Origin of the sequence: Paramesorhizobium salinisoli (genome assembly GCF_003335045.1) — a bacterium.
GTDB lineage: Bacteria > Pseudomonadota > Alphaproteobacteria > Rhizobiales > Rhizobiaceae > Paramesorhizobium > Paramesorhizobium salinisoli.
On the sequence record NZ_QOZG01000006.1, the window covers coordinates 127,300 to 143,758 of the forward strand.

The window sequence follows — 16,459 nt, forward strand, 5'->3', positions numbered from 1 at the left end:
GCAGACGGCGAGACGAGGTTGATGTCATCACTCGAACCGGCTGCCGATCAGCCGGCTCCAATGTTCCCCCGCGATGCCGTTCAGGAAGGCCTTCCCGTCCTCAAACGCGCGGACGATCTCCGGGTCGCGCGCATGGACCACGGTCGAGGCCAGATGCGTGAAGGCGATGCGCCGGCCAAGCATCGCTTCCAGCAGGGCAGGTTGGGTGCGCCCACGCAGTCCCGCCAGCTCCTGTTCCGCGGCATAAGAAAGCATGCTGTCGATCACCGCTCCGGTATGGCCGGACAGCGCCAGCACTTGCAGCACCCGGCCAATTGCGCCGGGCGTGCTGTGATAGAGGAACGCGCCCACCGGCTTGCCGGTTTTCGTCTCGACCCGGCAGAAGGTGGCCGGTCCGTATTCTTCCTTTCGCTCGGCATCCAAAAGGATCTGCTCAAGCTGGTCAGATGCCCAGTCCGGGCGCAGCGGGAAATGGGCGGTGAGGGGTGCTATCAACCCGGCAAACTCGTCCCGCGTGATCTGGACCGTGCCATAGCCACCGGCGCGCTTCCACTTGTCCGAAAGGCCGGACCAGTGCAGGGCGTCCGCTTCCATGCGTCCGCGCAAAGTCTGGTCGATCCTGCCGGCAAGCGGTGAAAACATACGGGCGGCGCGGGCTTTTGCGGAAATGAGGTGGGTGAAAAAAGACACAGGCCGGATCACGCGGATCCAGTCGAGACTGTATTGCGACAGTTGCACGCCACGCAACCTTGTCCACATGGCGGCCGAGACCTCGCTCGCCGTCTCGCTGAGCGAAATATCCTGCGGCCCGGCGAGGAATGCCTTGAGCAGCCGCGCGCCAGCCATCGGATCGCTTTCGTGGTTTTCCACCATCAGCGAGCCACAGATCGCCGCGCGCAGCGGCTTGCCCTCAAAAGTCATCCTCAGGGGCGTGACGCCGATGAAACCAGAGATGCCGCCATCGTCCTTCAAATGCACAAGTGGATTGATCTCCGGATCGCGCCCGGGAAATTCCAGGTAGAGCCGGCGCAGATAGACCGCCAGGGCTTCCGGCGTGGGCTGTCTGGCATCCCGGAAGATGCGCTGGAACAGTCCCGCCACCGCCGGAATGTCGGCCGCCTCCAGCGGACGGATGAGTGTCATGGCCTCAACCCCATGGAGCACGCGAACCGCGCTGTGACGCCATCTTCTGCACTCCCCGGTAAAATGCTCCATATACGCCACAGAGGTAAACGGAGCTTGAAGCAGACGTAGCTTCCTGGGCACCATGCCTCCTATGCAACAATGAAATCGGTAAGATGATGAGGTTGGTCACGCGCAATCGGCGCAAAGCCCATGGACCTCAATTGTGCTGGCCCTGATTTTAAAGCCACCGCTTCTGGCGGTGCCGCATCAACGCGTCTTCGATCTCGCTGACGTGGAATTCATCTGCCTTCCCGCACGCCTCGCAGATTTCGAAAGCGGTGATGCGGGGATGGATCTGACCGTACCGCGAATGGCTGCAGACGACAAAGGCGTTCATGCTCTCCAGGCGGTGCATCCGCCCGGCTTGCAGCAGCTTGTCGAGTGCACGATAGATCTGAAGGGGCGTCTTGAGGCCCTCGTGGCGCAAACGATCCAGGATGGTATAGGCGCTGAGCGGCTGGTTGGACGATTGCAATACCGAGAGCACGAGGCTCTGGTTACGGGTCAGTTTCCGGCTGTCAGCATAAACCGCATACGGCATCGTCATCTCCAGCGGATAATACAGTGAGTGATCCGGAGGCGCCGAAGCTGCTCCGGATCACGATGTCTATTTAGTGCGAAGCACCCGAGCCGCCGATAGCGACAATCGAGAAGGGCTGACCTTCGACAGCGATGGTGCGGGTCTCCTTCAATGTCTTCGCATCGACAACCCGCACAAGTGAGTGCCGGGGATCGGTGACGGCAATCTGGCCATCAGCTACGGCAAGACGCGGTCGCGGATCGCGCCAATGGCCGTCCTTGCTGTAGGGTTCGGTGACCTTGGCCTTGCGAACGATCTCGCCCTTGATGACGTCGAGAACATGCAGGTCGCCATCTTCTGTCAGGATGTAGCCGTTGCGCGGCGTCGCCGGGTCGAGGAGGAAGTCAACGCGGCGCGTCGGAAGTTCGATCAGCCGGAAGTGGTCCTCGCCATCGGGGTCGATGAGAACGATCTTGTCTTCACCGTAATTCCCCAGAAAGAACTGCATCGCCTTTCCGCCCAAAAGCGTGCCGGTGTGGCCTTTAGGAAAATCGGAGGGGTAGAGGAGCATTTCAAGCTTTGGTCCATCAAGGCCCCCCGGCCGGGCGACGAGAACACCTTCCTTGCAGCCAAAGGCGGCAAGACGGGCTGAGGTGGCTTCGCCATGAAGATCGGTGCATTTGGCAAGGTCGCCAACCTGCTCTCCCTTTTCATCGACGACACGAAGACCGACGCGAGGCGGCAATTCGTCCGGCTTGGTTTCAGCTTCGGTATCGGGAACAGATACAAGGACATGGCGCCCCATCGTCACGGCAACGCCGTGGTGGGGTTTGGTGGTGTCCACCGTCTTCACGTCAGTTTTGCCCTCGAGGAGAGCCGCTTCATCGATGATGTCCGCCTTGCCGCCGCGGTCGTAGAACAGAATTGCATGATCATCATGTGGGACGACGTGGAACGGGCGCGGGCCCTCGAAGGTCACGGGAAGAAGCGCGACATCTGAAACATCCAGATCGCGATGCTCGCCATGGTCGGAGAACTCGATACCAGTCTTGATGACGTGAACGATGTCATGATCGGGTTGCGCCGCAAAGACGGTCAGGCCAGAGGCACTTGCGGTCAAGGTGGCATGGCCTTTCAAATCGTAGCGGCCAAGTTCCTTCCCGTCTGCGAAATCGATGGCGCGGACTACGGGTTGTGCATGATCGGCAACGAACAGACGCCAGGCCTTCCTTGTCTCGTGGTCGTCGGCCAGCGCGGATGGCGCGGCAAAGACGATGCTCGCGGCAACTGCTGCCAGCAGGCGTTTTGGGGGGATAGACAGTGTCATGGGGTTCCTTCCTTGGTTGAAACTGATTTCTGCCAGGCGGCGGTCACTCGACGGTCACTCGACGGTCTCAGGGACCGCGCGGCATTTGGCAAAACCGTCGCTGATGACGTCCCTGGGCAGATTGCGCCCGATGAAGACAAGGCGTGTTACGCGTTCTTCGCCGTCCTTCCACGGACGCTGGTGATCGCCCTCCAACAACATATGGACGGCCTGGACAACGAAGCGGTCGTCATCGTTGGCAAACGCGATGATCCCCTTCAATCGCAGCAGGTCCACGCCGAAGGCCTGCACGATCGTCTGAAGCCAGGACAGGAACTTGCCCGGGTCCATCGACTGGCGTTCGACCAGCGAGAAGCTTGTCACATGATCGTCGTGCTCGTGATCATGCGCCTCGTCGAGAAAATCGGGCTCGACCTCCAGAATCCGTTCAAGAGCGAAAGCCTTCCGGTCGAGAAGACTCGCGATATCGACGTCACAGCGCTGGGTCCTTAAAATCCTGGCGGTGAGATTGATGCTTCGAATGCGCTGCTCAACGGCTGCCAGCTCATCCTCGGTGGCCAGATCGGTCTTGTTGAGAATGATCGTGTCGGCAAAGGCCAGTTGTTCCTGTGCTTCATGCGCCTGGTCGATTTCGCCAAGGAGATGCCTGGCATCCACCACGGTGATGATGGAATCCAGCCGCGTTTTTGATCGAACGTCTTCATCGACAAAGAAGGTTTGCGCCACCGGTGCAGGGTCCGCCAATCCGGTCGTCTCGATGAGGATGCCATCAAACCGGTCGCGGCGACGCATGAGGCCTTCGATGATACGGATAAGATCGCCGCGCACCGTGCAGCAGATGCAGCCATTGTTCATTTCGAACACGTCTTCGTCGGCTTCGACGATGAGATCATTGTCGATGCCTATCGCGCCAAACTCATTGACGATGACCGCAAACTTTTTCCCATGGGGCTCAGTGAGAATCCGGTTGAGAAGCGTCGTTTTTCCGGCACCAAGATATCCTGTCAGAACAGTGACGGGGGTGGGTTCGAACTTGGACATTGGGACCTCCTGAGTTGACGGCACTTTAGCGGCCTGTCATCGCCATACCGGATATAGAAAACGTTATTACGTTACATTTTCAATTGACGAATGTAATAACATTACCTATGCAGTCGCTGTCAATCCCCGAGGACGCGATGAGCAACACTTGCCTGGAATTCAAGAACCTGACGCTCGGCTATCACGGCCATGCCGCGATTCATCACCTGAGCGGAGAGGTGCAGCGAGGCTCATTGACCGCAGTCGTGGGGGCTAACGGGTCCGGTAAATCCACTTTGATGAAGGGTATCGCCGGCATTTTGAAGCCGATCAGCGGCACTTGCGTAACCCGTTATCAGCGTCTCGCTTACCTGTCGCAGCAATCCGAGATCGACAGGACCTTTCCGGCGCGGGTGATCGACCTCGTTTCCCTCGGCTATTGGCAAAAGCGCGGCCTGCTCGGGAGACTTACGTCTAGGGACAGGGCTGGTCTTTCCGGTTGTCTTGGCGCGGTGGGATTGACCGGTTTCGAAAAGCGTCCCCTCGACAGTCTGTCCGGCGGGCAGATGCAGCGGGCGCTGTTTGCGCGCACCATGTTGCAAGACGCCGATTTGATCCTGCTGGACGAGCCCTTCAACGCTGTTGACGCCCGCACGATCGCAGACCTCATGAAGGTTATCAAAGGCTGGGTGTCAGAGGGTCGCACAGTCCTTTGCGTCCTGCATGACCACGCGCTCGTCCGCGAGCATTTTCTTCAGACATTGCTGATTGCGCGCAACCCCGTGGCGTGGGGAGCCACTGCAGAAGTCATGACCTTTGAGAATTTGCGGCGGGCGCGAAGCTTCCAGGAGGCCTGGGACGAACAGGCCGGCTGGTGCGACGAGAACACGGAGCAACCCGGCCAGCCGCATGTGCACCGCGATCATCTTCCTTATCAGCATAAGGTTGTTGGCCATGTTTGAGGATTTGATCGGTCCGTTCCTTCACTATGGCTTCATGCAGCGCGCGCTGCTTGGTTCGCTCGTTCTTTCGGTTAGTTGCGCACCTGTCGGTGTCTTTCTCATGTTGCGGCGAATGAGCTTGACGGGAGATGCGATGGCGCACGCCATTCTTCCCGGCGCTGCGGTAAGTTTCGTGCTTTTCGGGTTCCAGATCATTCCCATGACGATCGGCGGTTTGATCGTCGGGTTGCTGGTGGCCCTCGGCTCAGGTCTGGTCTCGCGCTTCACCGTGCAGAAGGAGGACGCCTCGATGGCCGCCTTCTATCTGATCTCACTTGCGGTCGGGGTGCTGCTGGTTTCCTGGAAAGGCTCAAGCGTTGATCTGATGCATGTCCTGTTCGGGTCCGTGCTCGCTCTCAATGATGCTGCCCTGACGCTCATCGCCGCAGTTGCAGTCATTACTTTCCTTGCTCTTGCGATATTTTGGCGTGCTCTGGTCGCAGAATGTCTTGACCCGCTCTTCCTCCGCTCCGTCAGCCGCATCGGAACGCCGGTCCACCTCATCTTCCTGACGCTGGTCGTCCTCAATCTCGTGGGCGGGTTCCAGGCGCTCGGCACATTATTGTCGGTTGGCTTGATGATGCTGCCGGCCGCCGCCTCCCGCTTCTGGACCAACGAGGTTCGCGCCATGTGCGCGATAGCCATCATCATCGCAGCCTTCTCCGTGCTTGGCGGGTTGCTGCTGTCCTACCATGCGTCGTTGCCGTCCGGGCCGGCCATCATTTTGACGGCCGGCGTCATCTACGCGCTTTCCGCATTGGCCGGCAGGAGAGGGATGCTTTCAAGCGCTCTTATGTCGCGTCGTCATAAAACAGCCTGATCAACCTAAGGAGACGTCTATGCTCAGGACTTCCATGCTCAAGACACTGTGCTTTGCGACCTGCACCAGCTTCATCACGCTTGCCGGCCTTACTTCCAGCGCATCCGCTGCTGAACTCAAGGTGGTCGCCAGCTTCTCGATCATAGCCGACCTGGCCAGGAATGTGGGCGGTGACCGGGTGGAGGTCTCTTCGCTGGTCGGTCCCGACGGCGACGCTCATGTCTATGAACCTCGACCGGCAGATGCAGTCTCCCTGGAGGGAGCGGATGTCGTGCTGGTGAATGGCCTTCAGTTGGAAGGCTTCATGTCGCGCCTGATCGAAACGAGCGGCACAAAAGCTCCTGTGATCGTGGTAAGCAAGGGCATAGAGCCGCTGAAGAATACCGAAGAGGAGCATCATGAAGAGGGTGAGAACGCCCAGGGTGATGAAGGCCATCATCACGGTGAGTTCGATCCGCATGCGTGGCAGTCCATTCACAACGGGGAAATCTATGTGAAGAACATTGCCGATGCCTTCTGCGCTGCGGACAAGGCCGGTTGTGCGACATATACGGCCAATTCCCAGGCCTATATTGCGAAACTTGGCAAACTTGAAACCGAGGTGAGGGCCGCGATCGGCGCCATTCCGGCCGACAAGCGGACGGTGATCACCACGCATGACGCCTTCGGCTATTTCGCGCGCGATTATGGGCTGAAATTCATCGCGCCCCAAGGTATCTCGACAGACGCGGAAGCCTCCGCAGCCGATATGGCAAAGCTGGTCGATCAGGTGAAGGAAGACAAGGCGTCTGCAATCTTCCTCGAAAATATAACCAATCCGCGGCTCATCGAGCAGATCTCGAAAGAAACGGGCATCGAGGTTGGGGGCACGCTTTACTCGGATGCGCTTTCCAAAAGCGACGGACCCGCATCCACCTATATCGACATGTTCCGTTACAACGTGAACACGATGAGGGCGGCTATCCTCGGAAGCTGATGACAAGGATTGCCCGGCCCAGGCCGGGCGTGCTTGCCCCGCGGACATTCAGATCAAATGGAATCCTTTTGACATGATTGGCGGTCTGTTCAAGCGGCGGCATAACGCGCCAGACACAATGGAGGGTGATTTGCGGCAGCTCTACGAGTCGGTGCCGGTCACCCTTCTGACCGGCTTCCTCGGATCGGGAAAGACGACGCTGCTCAACGACATGCTGGCTGATCCCCGCATGCGAGGGACAGCTGTTATCGTCAATGAGTTTGGCACAATACCCATCGATCACGACCTTGTCCGTACGGGGTCCGAAACCTATTTCCGAACCACCACGGGCTGCATTTGCTGCACAGCCACCAGCGACATCAGACGTTCGCTCGCCGACTTGCACGAAGCACGACTTCGCGGGGAAATACCGCCGGTCTCCCGCGTCGTCATTGAAACGACCGGGCTCGCCGACCCGGCGCCCATCATCAACAGCATCATTCCTGGAGGCGCACCTGCCATGGGGCTGAGGGACCATGTGGTGGCCCGGCATTTCCATCTTGCGCGAGTCGTGACGACTTTCGATGTGCTCGACGGCCGCGCAACACTTGACAGTTTCCTGGAGGGCTGGAAGCAACTCGCGTTTGCCGATCACGTCGTCCTGACGAAGACCGATCTGGCAACCGGGCGTTATGACTGGCAAGAGGCGCTGCAGACCCTCAACCCGGCCGCGTTCTACCACGATCGCCACCAGGGGGGCTTCGATTTGGAGGGACTATTTGGCGGCGGCGCTTACTCCTTATCCGGCAAAGCCGAGGATGTGCCCGGATGGCTCGCTATGGAAAGATTGGCTGCTCACCACGATCATGCCCATGATCCCGATCGGCACGGGAATGAGATTGAGGCGATGAGCCTAAGCCATGATGTGCCCCTCTCGCCCACAGCGGTCGATACCTTCTTGCAGATCGTGACGACCAACATCGGTTCCGGTCTCCTGCGCCTCAAGGGCATCTTCGCACTTACCGATGACACTGCCCGGCCGCTCGTCGCCCACGCCGTGCAACATCGGCTGTATCCGCTCCAGCGCCTCGATCATTGGCCGGACGAAGACCATCGCAGCCGCGTGGTCCTCATCGGGCAGAAGATGCCCGCCAAACCGATCCGGGATTTATTCGAGGTCCTGGCGCCGCGTGTGGCGAGGAAAAAGCGGGGGGCGGCATGAGCGGGGCCTTCGTCAATCCTCTGGCGAGGAATGGGCCATCCGTCATCAGCCACGCCCGCGGGATAAAGTCCTGGACACGCGAGATGCTTAAGCTTCCCGACGAAGCGGTTGTTTCGGTCAGCGAGCTTGCCTGCCACGTCGCAGGCTGCCCGCCAAAGGAAACTATGATCCTGGTGATGCAAGGCGTGGAAACGATCCAGGCTTCGATTCACAAAGCACTGCAGGACGTGACGCAGGACGACATAGCCCAGGCGTTTGCCGCGGAAGCCGGCCCGGACTGACTTTGTCCAAACAGAAAATTCCCTTTAGGGGAAAACTAGGGATAGCCATCCCGACCGGCGGCGGCCGCCCGTGCGATTGGCTACGCGGCGGCGCGGAGCCAGTCATAATGGTCGGCAGATATCAGCACGAACTCGCGCCGCCCATACCAGTGATCTCCACCCCTGGTCCGCCCGGCTGATACCGTTCCGCGTCGGTTCCGGCAGGTCGTGGCTCCGAAGATCTCGATGCTGATCCTGCCCCTTTTTGAGCGCCGCGGTCTCCGTAATTCCCATATCCGGAAGGGGTCTGGACCTTCGAAGAACGTCTGGCGCCGGAAGGAACGACTCGCAATGCGTCCGGGCGATGTTTAGTCCGAGCCGAACCAATCAGGGCTCATCCCTGGATTTCTCGTGGTGCCCACCGAACGCAAACCGCATGGCCGATAAAAGTTTGTCGCCGTATTCAGATCCTCCTTGCGAACTGAACCTCTGGAATAGGGCGGCAGATAACACCGGTGCAGGAACGCCCGTATCGATAGCTGCGTTCACGGTCCATCGTCCCTCACCTGAATCCGAGACTCGCCCGCTATAGTCTGAAAGACGGGGGTCTTGCCTGAGGGCCTCCGCGGTCAGGTCGAGCAGCCAGGAACTGATGACGCTTCCGTGGCGCCACACTTCAGCGACGGCGGCCAAGTCAATATCGAACTTATAATATTGCGGTGTCGCAAGAGGACTGGTTTCCGCATTGGCTGACCGTTTCTGCAGGCCGGAACCAGCGGCTTTGATGATGGTCATGCCTTCTGCATAGGCTGCCATCATGCCATACTCGATGCCATTGTGAATCATCTTCACAAAATGGCCAGCACCGCTTGGGCCGCAGTGAAGATAACCGCGTTGTTGGGTCGGGTAGTTTTCACTTTGAGGGCTGGTCTGCTCGCTTGCGCCTGGCGCAAGCGTGGCAAACACCGGATCGAGAAGCCGGATGGCGCGCGCAGGGCCTCCGATCATCAGGCAATAGCCCCGCTCGAGACCCCAGACACCACCGCTGGTGCCGACATCGACATAGTCGATGCCTTTCGCGCTCAGTTCTGCTGCCTTGTCCACCGCGTCGTGATAATGGGAGTTGCCGCCGTCGATGATGATATCGCCGGCCGTCATAAGTTTGGCGAGCGCATCGACGTTCGGACCTGTGACGGCTGCGGGAAGCATCACCCAGGCACAAGCCGGTTTACGGAGTTTCGACACAAAATCCTCGACCGATATCGCGCCGACCGCTCCTTCGGCCACGAGCAGATCGACTTGATCAGCATTGATGTCGTAGACGACACACTCATGCCCATCGTGCAAAAGACGCCGAACCATGTTCGCACCCATTCTGCCAAGTCCCATCATGCCGATCTGCATCTGCTGTCCTTTTTACGCTGCTGCCATTGTTCGGGTCACGCTCGTCGTGAGACGCTAAATGCCTTGATGTCCTTTGTAGGATTTATTCGTTAAGCCAAACCATACCTGTCAACACGGCCGACGCAACTTTGATCGTATCGTCCCCGCGATAGTGGCGAGCGTCAACCAGCGATAAAGCCACATTTTTACCTGAAGGTGCTCGGGAGATATCCTTGGCCGCAGCACCAGGCAATGAACAGAACGAACAGATAGACGAAAAGCATTATCCACCAATGCGGCAAAATAACAGTTTCCGGCTCCCGTTCCTCAGTCAGGCATGCGAGGGATGCTGGCCAGAAGGATGGCGCGCCATGCCCTTGTCGGATTGGCTTCGGCAGGTCTGCTGATGTTGCTCGCATCCGCTTTGTGGAGTGGTCGATTGCCGCTTGCCGTCCTCATGGCGCTCGGCTTCGCTGCCTTCTTCGCCGTCGGCATGCTCTTCGGCAATCTGAACGCCATGGCGATGCGCTCGCTCGGTCAGGTCGCGGGCTTGGGTGCATCGCTGATCGCATCGGGATCAAGCCTCATCGCGGCCCTGTTCGCGATCGCGCTGGGGGCATTTTATGACGGCACGGCGCTGCCTCTCGCCACAACAACGGGTTTCTCCCGGCGTTCCAGCCAACCGTCGATCAGCGTGATCGCGGTATGACCTCATCACAAAATCGCAACAAGTTTCGAAGTTTTAGGCACGCGGCCGCCGCGGGCTAGTATTGCTTAAGGTTGGCAAGGGGTGCACATTCGGCCTTCTGGTGTCTTGCATAACGACAATAACAATAGGGGCAATGCACCGTATTCACCCTGGGAGGAATAGTGTGAACAATTTTCTGAAAAGCATGACCCTTGGCGCTGTCGCGCTTGCAATGGCCACAACGGCACAAGCCGGCGCGACGCTGGATCGCGTGATGGAAAAGAAGGCGATGGTTGTCGCAACCAACGCCAGCTGGCCACCGCAAAGCTATCTGGACGACAACAATGAAATGGTCGGTTTCGATATCGACATGGCGAGGGAAATCGCCAAGCGCCTGGGCGTCGAAGTTTCTTTCGAGACGCCAGATTGGGCGACGCTGACCGGTGGTCGCTGGCAGGGTCGTTACGACGTCGGTGTCGGTTCGGTAACGCCGACCAAGGCCCGCGCGCAGGTGATCGATTTTGCGTCGGTCTATTATTACAGCCCCTATGTCTATGTCGTGCACAAGGACAGCAAGGCCAAATCCGTTGATGACCTCAATGGCAAGACCATCGGTGTCGAGACGGCGACGACGTCGGAAGATTTTATCCGCCGTCAGCTCGAAATTGACGCGCCTGGCCTGCCGCCCGTCGAATACAAGATCGAACCGGGCGAAATCCGCACCTTCGCCGATTCTATGCTGCCGTTCGACGATCTGCGCCTGGGCGACGGCGTTCGCCTCGACGCAGTGATTGCGCCGGAACAAACAGCGCAGAATGCCGTGAAGAACGGCTATCCGGTCCGTATCCTCGAAGGTGACTATGCCTTCCGCGAGCCGCTGGTCGTCATCGCCGAAAAAGGCGATCCGGAGTGGACGGCAAAGGTCGGAGAGATTATCGGCGCAATGCGCGCTGACGGTACGCTCGCGACGTTGACGACCAAGTGGTACGGCAAGGACTACAGCGCCAATTGATCGCAACATAATGCGCGCGCCGCCGAGATATAGCGGCGCCGCATCCCGCGCTCTGTCGAATTCCGGAAACCAGATGAATTATATCGATACTTTCTATCGGCGAACAATCGCCGATGACGGGCCGTTTCCTGCTCTGTCCGGGCTTGTCGAGTGCGACACCTGTATTATCGGCGGAGGACTTGCCGGCCTGACCGTAGCGCTGCAGCTCGCGCGGGCGGGCCAGACGGTCGCAGTGATCGAGGCAGAACGCGTCGGCTGGGGTGCATCGGGACGCAATGGGGGTTTCGTCAGTCCCGGTTTTGCCAATGGCGGCGACGCGATCACGCGTATGGCGGGCGCGGAAAATGCGCGGAAACTTCACCGGCTTTCCATCGAAGGTGCCCGCTTCGTCCGCGATACGATCGATGAACTGAACATCATTTCTGCTGCGCCGATCCATGGGCTCATGAGTGTCCTGCGTTACGGGGACGAACAGGCCATGAAAGAGCGCGCCGAGCATCTCAGGCGCGCGTTCGACTATACCGTCGAATATATGGACCGGGATCAGGTGCAGGCGGTCTTGCACTCGAAACGCTATTTTCAGGCGTTGCGGGACCCGCAGGCCTTTCACATGCACCCGCTGAATTATCTGCGCGCCGTCGCACGCGAAGTGGAGCGGTTGGGCGGCAGGATATTCGAGGGCAGCACTGCCGTTGCAGCCGACCTTTCCCGCGTCGAGAAAATCGTCAACACAAGAAACGGCAAGGTCAAGGCGCGCAATGTCGTCGTCACGACGGGTGGTTACACCACGGGAATGATACCCCGGCTCAAGCGCAGCTATCTCCCGATCGCCACCTATGTCATGTTGTCGCAAGAGGCGCCGGATATGATCCGCACCGCGATCACGACGACGGATGCCGTGGGCGATAACCGGCGCGCCGGAGATTACTACCGTGTGGTCGAGGGTGGAAAACGCCTGCTTTGGGGTGGGCGTATCACAACCAGGGCTGCGTCATCCTCAGCCCTCGCCGCGGAGCTTCGCCGCGAAATGGTCGGCACATATCCGCAACTTGCCGACCTTAAAATTGAAACATCGTGGTCGGGATTGATGTCTTATGCCCGGCATCTGATGCCCCAGATCGGTCAGTTGCAGCCGGGTGTCTGGTACTGCACGGCATTTGGCGGTCATGGGCTCAATACGACCGCGATCGGCGGCAAGGTCATCGCCGAGGCCATTCTCGGGCAATCTGATCGCTACACCCTGTTCAAGCCATTCGGGCTCGTATGGGCCGGCGGGATCGCAGGTCTTTCGGTTGCACAACTCACCTATTGGAAACTGCAGGCTCAAGATTGGTGGCGGGAACGCCGCGCGTAGGTAGCGCAAAAAATGCGGGCTGTCTGAATTGGGGAAATGAAGATGATCGCCACACTCGTCCTGTCCTATCCGAAGACTCTTAAACGCATAGGGGCTGCGGTGGCCATTTTGATCGTGGCGGCGTTGCTTTACTGGATGGGCGTCGGCGGTGCCTGGATCGGCCATCTTTTTCCGGCATTGCTGCCCGGCATCGAGAGTTCGCCCGAGGTTGCCCGCGCCATTGCTGCGATTGCCTATGCGCTGCTTATTGCAGTCAACTGGAAAATTCTGGGCCTGCTGCCGCGTACCTACCAGGTCGGCGCTGTCTGGGCCGAATTGTTCTGTCTGCTGTTGCTGTTCTTTTATTCTTTCAATCTGAGTTTCGCGTTTATCGCCAAGAAGATCAGTTTCCTTATCACGCAAGGCGTGGTTACCACGCTTTACATCTCGGTCATCTCGATCTTCATTGCGACCATGATCGCCTTGATAGGGGCTATCGCCAAACTATCGAAAAACGGGGTCATTTACGGCCTTGCGAGTTTCTACACATCGTTGTTCCGTGGCCTGCCGCTCCTCATGCAGATCTATCTTATCTATCTCGGGCTGCCGCAGGTCGGTTATGTGATCGGCGCGGTGCCGGCCGGCATCCTGGCGCTGTCGCTTTGCTATGGCGCCTATATGACGGAAATTTTCCGTGCTGGTATAGAGAGCATACCGCATGGACAAAACGAGGCCGCGACGGCGCTCGGCCTGCGGCCCAATCATGCAATGTTCCTGGTCGTCCTGCCGCAAGCCATGCGCATCATCATTCCGCCGACGGGCAATCAATTCATCGCCATGCTGAAGGATTCTTCGCTGGTCTCCGTCATCGGTGTCTGGGAGATCATGTATCTCGCCCGGACGATGGGCCAGAAGGAATTCCGGCATATCGAAATGCTCATCACCGCATCGATGATCTACTGGCTCCTGTCCATTGGACTGGAGGTTGCGCAGGCCCGTATCGAAAAGCATTTCGGCCGATCATTGCGGCGCTGACGGCAAGCAGCGTCTCAACGAAATCGCTGTGATGTCATGCATCAGGCACTGCGGGAAAAGCGCCCGAAGCTGCCGCGCGAAAAGCACAAGGGGTCTCCCTCGCGGTGTGCAGCCCGCACAACCCGGCCGATGATGATCGTGTGATCGCCGGCATCGTGCAGAGTGGAGCGGACACATTCGAAACGGGCCAGCGTACCCGGAATGATCGGCGCGCCTTCCCCGTTCGCGTACCAGGAAAGCCCGTCGAAGCCGGCCCCGCCACGCGTGAAGCGGTCGCTCAATTCGTCCTGATCGGCACTGAGCACATGGATCACATAGTGCTCGGCCGTCGTATAGATGCCGTGCCGCGCAGAGCTCTTGGCCGGCGACCAGAGAACCAGCGGTGGATCGAGCGAAACCGAGGCGAAGCTGTTGACTGTCATGCCGGTCGGCCCGCCCGGCCCCCACGCCGTCACCACCGTGACGCCGGTCGTGAAACTGCCGAGCGCATTGCGGAATGTGCGGGCATTTGCCGTGTCCGGCACGAATACATGCTCGTCATGCGATGACATGTTGGCGGCAGCCATCGTCAGGGCACCTCTTTTCCGATTGCCAGCGTGTAGAGCTCGAACCATGTCTGTCGGTCGAGCTCGACCTTCAGCGCATCGCCGATCCGGGCAATCCGGTCGAGATTGTTCGTGCCCAGGACCGGCAGGATTCGGGCTGGATGACGCAGCAGCCAGGCGATGGCGACCGCCGTTTCATCCACGCCCTGTTCCCCGCCGATCCGCTTCAGCGTTGCCAGAAGTGTCGGCCGCGAGCCGTCGAGCAAGGAACCGCCGCCGAGCGGAGACCAGGCCATTGGCGGGATCATGCGCTCCTGCAGGAAGGCGAGATCGCCATTCGTAAAGGCTTGCGGCACAATCAGGCTCATCTCGATCTGGTTGGTGACGAGTGTCTCTTCCATGGACGATTGCAGCAGCGAGAAATCCCAGGGCCGGAAATTGGAAACGCCGACGCTTTTAACCTTGCCGGATTTGACCAGCGCATCCAGCGCCGAGCCGGTTTCATCGGGGTCCATCAGCGGATCGGGGCGATGGATCAGCAAGAGATCGATATGATCCGTCGCCATTTCCTCAAGCGATGTTTCGACGGATGCATTTATATGGGCCGCAGTCGTGTCGTAGTGCTTGATCCGTGCCGATGCGTGGCGTCCGGCGGGTGCGACGATGTCGCATTTGGTGACGATCTCGATCCGGTCACGGAGTGAAGGCGCTGTCTTCAGCATCGCACCGAAAAGGCCTTCGACCGTATAGCCGCCGTAAATATCGGCATGGTCCATGGTGGTGATGCCCTGTTCAAGGCAGGCTTCCACCTTGGCCTGGACTGCCGCAGGGGAGGCATCATTGCCGTCGGCCAGCCTCCACATGCCATAGACGAGGCGGCTAAAATTCACTCCGGGAGCAATATCGATGCGTTCCATCAGCGGCGTACTCCGTTTCCAAGCGGCGTCGCCGGCGTTTCGGCCGGAACGCGTCCATATTCATGCGGTAAGGAGCAGGTCTTCAGTTGCGGCAGGACCTTGGTGCCAAAATGCTCAGCCTCGTCAAGATGCGGATAGCCGGAAAGAATGAAGGCGCGGATGCCCATTTTGCGATAGGCCTCCAGTTCCGACAGGATCTGGTCGGTTGAGCCGACAAGGGCCGCGCCGCAGCCCGATCGCGCCCGTCCGATGCCCGTCCACAAATGAGGTTCGACATAGCCGAACGTGTCGGCGAGTTCGCGGGCGCGGGCCTGATGCGCCACGCCGAGCGAAGTCGAATCATGCGCCCGGTCGCGGATCAGCTTGCCGTATTCGTCATCCAGCATGGAGACCAGGTGATCGGCATATTCGCGCGCTTCCTTTTCCGTGTCACGGACAATCATGTGGACGCGCAGACCGTAATCCAGGGTCCGGCCGTGGGCGGCGGCGCGTGCGTTGACTGCCTTCATCCTCAATGCGATCTGCTCTCTCGGTTCCGGCCACATCAGGTAGACGTCGCATTGGGCGCCGCAGAGTTCCAGGGCATCAGGCGAATAACCGCCGAAATAGAGAAGCGGTCCGCCGTTCTGCTGGTAGGGTCTGGCCGGATCGGTGGAGATGTCCTTGAAATTGTAGACCTCACCTTCGAAGTCGATCGTGTCGCGCGTCCAGGCCTGGCGAAGGATTTCCACCACCTCGTGGCTGCGTCTGTAGCGGAAGGCGCTGTCGGCGGTTTCGCCCGGAAAATCGGAGCTGATGACATTCAGCGTCAGCCGCCCTTTCAACATGTGATCGAGAGTGGCGATCGTGCGCGCCAGCATGATCGGCTGCATCTCGCCGCAACGGATCGCCGCGAGAAAATTGATGCGATCGGTCAGGGGCGCGCAGCCGGCGACGAAGGAAAGCGTGTCCTGGCCGACCTGATAGGAAGAGGGGCAAAGAATGTTGCGGAAGCCGAGCTCTTCCGCTTTTGTGGCGATCGAGGAGCAGTGTTGGAAGCTGGAGCGCAGGCGCCCGTCCGGCACGCCCAAATATGCATAGTCATCCGAACAAAGCGCTGCAAACCATGACACTTCGGCTGCGTCCAGATCAGCGGATGTGACGGGTACGATCGTCATGAAAGCTCCTCCCGAACCTCGCGGTTTTTTCTTGCGTATCATCAAGTTCTGTGTAAATCAATAATGTATCAATTTTCAG

The 16,459-nt window shown here is 59.1% G+C and carries 16 protein-coding genes and 1 pseudogene; 9 read left to right on the forward strand and 8 right to left on the reverse strand.

The features are described from left to right. Window positions 1–27 precede the first annotated feature (27 nt). The 4 genes and pseudogenes from DUT91_RS15350 to DUT91_RS15365 form a co-directional block, all read right to left on the reverse strand. Entirely contained in the window at window positions 28–1,143 is a 1,116-nt protein-coding gene (locus DUT91_RS15350; protein WP_114441411.1) for a hypothetical protein, read from the reverse strand. A 168-nt stretch (window positions 1,144–1,311) separates the two neighbouring features. Continuing rightward, window positions 1,312–1,726, reverse strand: a pseudogene (locus tag DUT91_RS15355) (Fur family transcriptional regulator). Window positions 1,727–1,796: 70 nt separating this feature from the next. Then, window positions 1,797–3,032 carry a zinc metallochaperone AztD gene (gene aztD, locus DUT91_RS15360; RefSeq protein ID WP_114441412.1) on the reverse strand — a complete coding sequence of 412 codons (1,236 nt, stop codon included), beginning with the start codon at window positions 3,030–3,032 and terminating at the stop codon, window positions 1,797–1,799. 54 nt (window positions 3,033–3,086) lie between these two features. After that, a complete protein-coding gene (locus DUT91_RS15365; protein ID WP_114441413.1) occupies window positions 3,087–4,073 on the reverse strand; it encodes a CobW family GTP-binding protein in 987 nt (328 codons plus the stop codon). A gap of 137 nt (window positions 4,074–4,210) precedes the next feature. On the opposite strand from DUT91_RS15365, the gene aztA reads away from it, so the two are divergent. The 5 genes from aztA to DUT91_RS15390 all read left to right on the forward strand — a co-directional run bounded on the left by aztA (window position 4,211) and on the right by DUT91_RS15390 (window position 8,331). Further along, window positions 4,211–5,014: a zinc ABC transporter ATP-binding protein AztA gene (gene aztA / locus DUT91_RS15370; RefSeq protein WP_114441414.1), complete on the forward strand. Its 804-nt coding sequence runs from the start codon at window positions 4,211–4,213 to the stop codon at window positions 5,012–5,014. Further along, complete coding sequence (aztB, locus tag DUT91_RS15375; RefSeq protein ID WP_114441415.1) at window positions 5,007–5,873, forward strand: zinc ABC transporter permease AztB; 867 nt, start codon at window positions 5,007–5,009, stop codon at window positions 5,871–5,873. Before aztA ends, aztB begins: the two co-directional genes overlap by 8 nt. A 34-nt stretch (window positions 5,874–5,907) precedes the next feature. Next, window positions 5,908–6,849 (forward strand): zinc ABC transporter substrate-binding protein AztC, encoded by a 942-nt coding sequence (gene aztC / locus DUT91_RS15380; protein WP_114441605.1) that lies wholly within the window; start codon window positions 5,908–5,910, stop codon window positions 6,847–6,849. Window positions 6,850–6,967: 118 nt separating this feature from the next. Continuing rightward, window positions 6,968–8,050 carry a CobW family GTP-binding protein gene (locus DUT91_RS15385; protein WP_114441606.1) on the forward strand — a complete coding sequence of 361 codons (1,083 nt, stop codon included), beginning with the start codon at window positions 6,968–6,970 and terminating at the stop codon, window positions 8,048–8,050. Continuing rightward, a complete protein-coding gene (locus tag DUT91_RS15390) occupies window positions 8,047–8,331 on the forward strand; it encodes a hypothetical protein (protein ID WP_114441416.1) in 285 nt (94 codons plus the stop codon). The genes DUT91_RS15385 and DUT91_RS15390 overlap by 4 nt, the downstream gene beginning before the upstream one ends. Window positions 8,332–8,697: 366 nt before the next feature. On the opposite strand, the gene gnd is transcribed toward DUT91_RS15390, so the two are convergent. Next, a complete protein-coding gene (gnd, locus tag DUT91_RS15395) occupies window positions 8,698–9,714 on the reverse strand; it encodes a phosphogluconate dehydrogenase (NAD(+)-dependent, decarboxylating) (protein WP_114441417.1) in 1,017 nt (338 codons plus the stop codon). Window positions 9,715–10,039: 325 nt separating this feature from the next. Here gnd and DUT91_RS15400 point away from each other — a divergent pair, with 325 nt between their 5' ends. The 4 genes from DUT91_RS15400 to DUT91_RS15415 all read left to right on the forward strand — a co-directional run bounded on the left by DUT91_RS15400 (window position 10,040) and on the right by DUT91_RS15415 (window position 13,761). Further along, window positions 10,040–10,402 carry an MFS transporter gene (locus DUT91_RS15400; protein WP_245419742.1) on the forward strand — a complete coding sequence of 121 codons (363 nt, stop codon included), beginning with the start codon at window positions 10,040–10,042 and terminating at the stop codon, window positions 10,400–10,402. 184 nt (window positions 10,403–10,586) lie between these two features. Further along, entirely contained in the window at window positions 10,587–11,393 is an 807-nt protein-coding gene (locus tag DUT91_RS15405; RefSeq protein WP_114441607.1) for a transporter substrate-binding domain-containing protein, read from the forward strand. A 73-nt stretch (window positions 11,394–11,466) separates the two neighbouring features. Then, the gene (locus tag DUT91_RS15410) at window positions 11,467–12,747 is read left to right on the forward strand and encodes an NAD(P)/FAD-dependent oxidoreductase (RefSeq protein WP_114441418.1); all 1,281 of its coding nucleotides are present in this window, start codon (window positions 11,467–11,469) and stop codon (window positions 12,745–12,747) included. 42 nt (window positions 12,748–12,789) lie between these two features. Further along, on the forward strand, window positions 12,790–13,761 hold the full coding sequence (locus DUT91_RS15415; RefSeq protein ID WP_114441419.1) for an amino acid ABC transporter permease: 972 nt from the start codon (window positions 12,790–12,792) through the stop codon (window positions 13,759–13,761). Between the two features lie 41 nt (window positions 13,762–13,802). Here the strand turns inward: DUT91_RS15415 and smoA are convergent, their stop codons facing one another. The 3 genes from smoA to DUT91_RS15430 are packed head-to-tail and all read right to left on the reverse strand — an operon-like array spanning window position 13,803 to window position 16,380. Next, complete coding sequence (smoA, locus tag DUT91_RS15420; protein WP_200834991.1) at window positions 13,803–14,333, reverse strand: NADH-dependent FMN reductase SmoA; 531 nt, start codon at window positions 14,331–14,333, stop codon at window positions 13,803–13,805. Next, window positions 14,330–15,223, reverse strand: coding sequence for an aldo/keto reductase (locus DUT91_RS15425; protein WP_114441421.1), 894 nt, complete (start codon window positions 15,221–15,223; stop codon window positions 14,330–14,332). Before DUT91_RS15425 ends, smoA begins: the two co-directional genes overlap by 4 nt. After that, window positions 15,223–16,380 carry an LLM class flavin-dependent oxidoreductase gene (locus DUT91_RS15430; RefSeq protein ID WP_114441422.1) on the reverse strand — a complete coding sequence of 386 codons (1,158 nt, stop codon included), beginning with the start codon at window positions 16,378–16,380 and terminating at the stop codon, window positions 15,223–15,225. The genes DUT91_RS15425 and DUT91_RS15430 overlap by 1 nt, the downstream gene beginning before the upstream one ends. Between the last annotated feature and the right edge of the window lie 79 nt (window positions 16,381–16,459).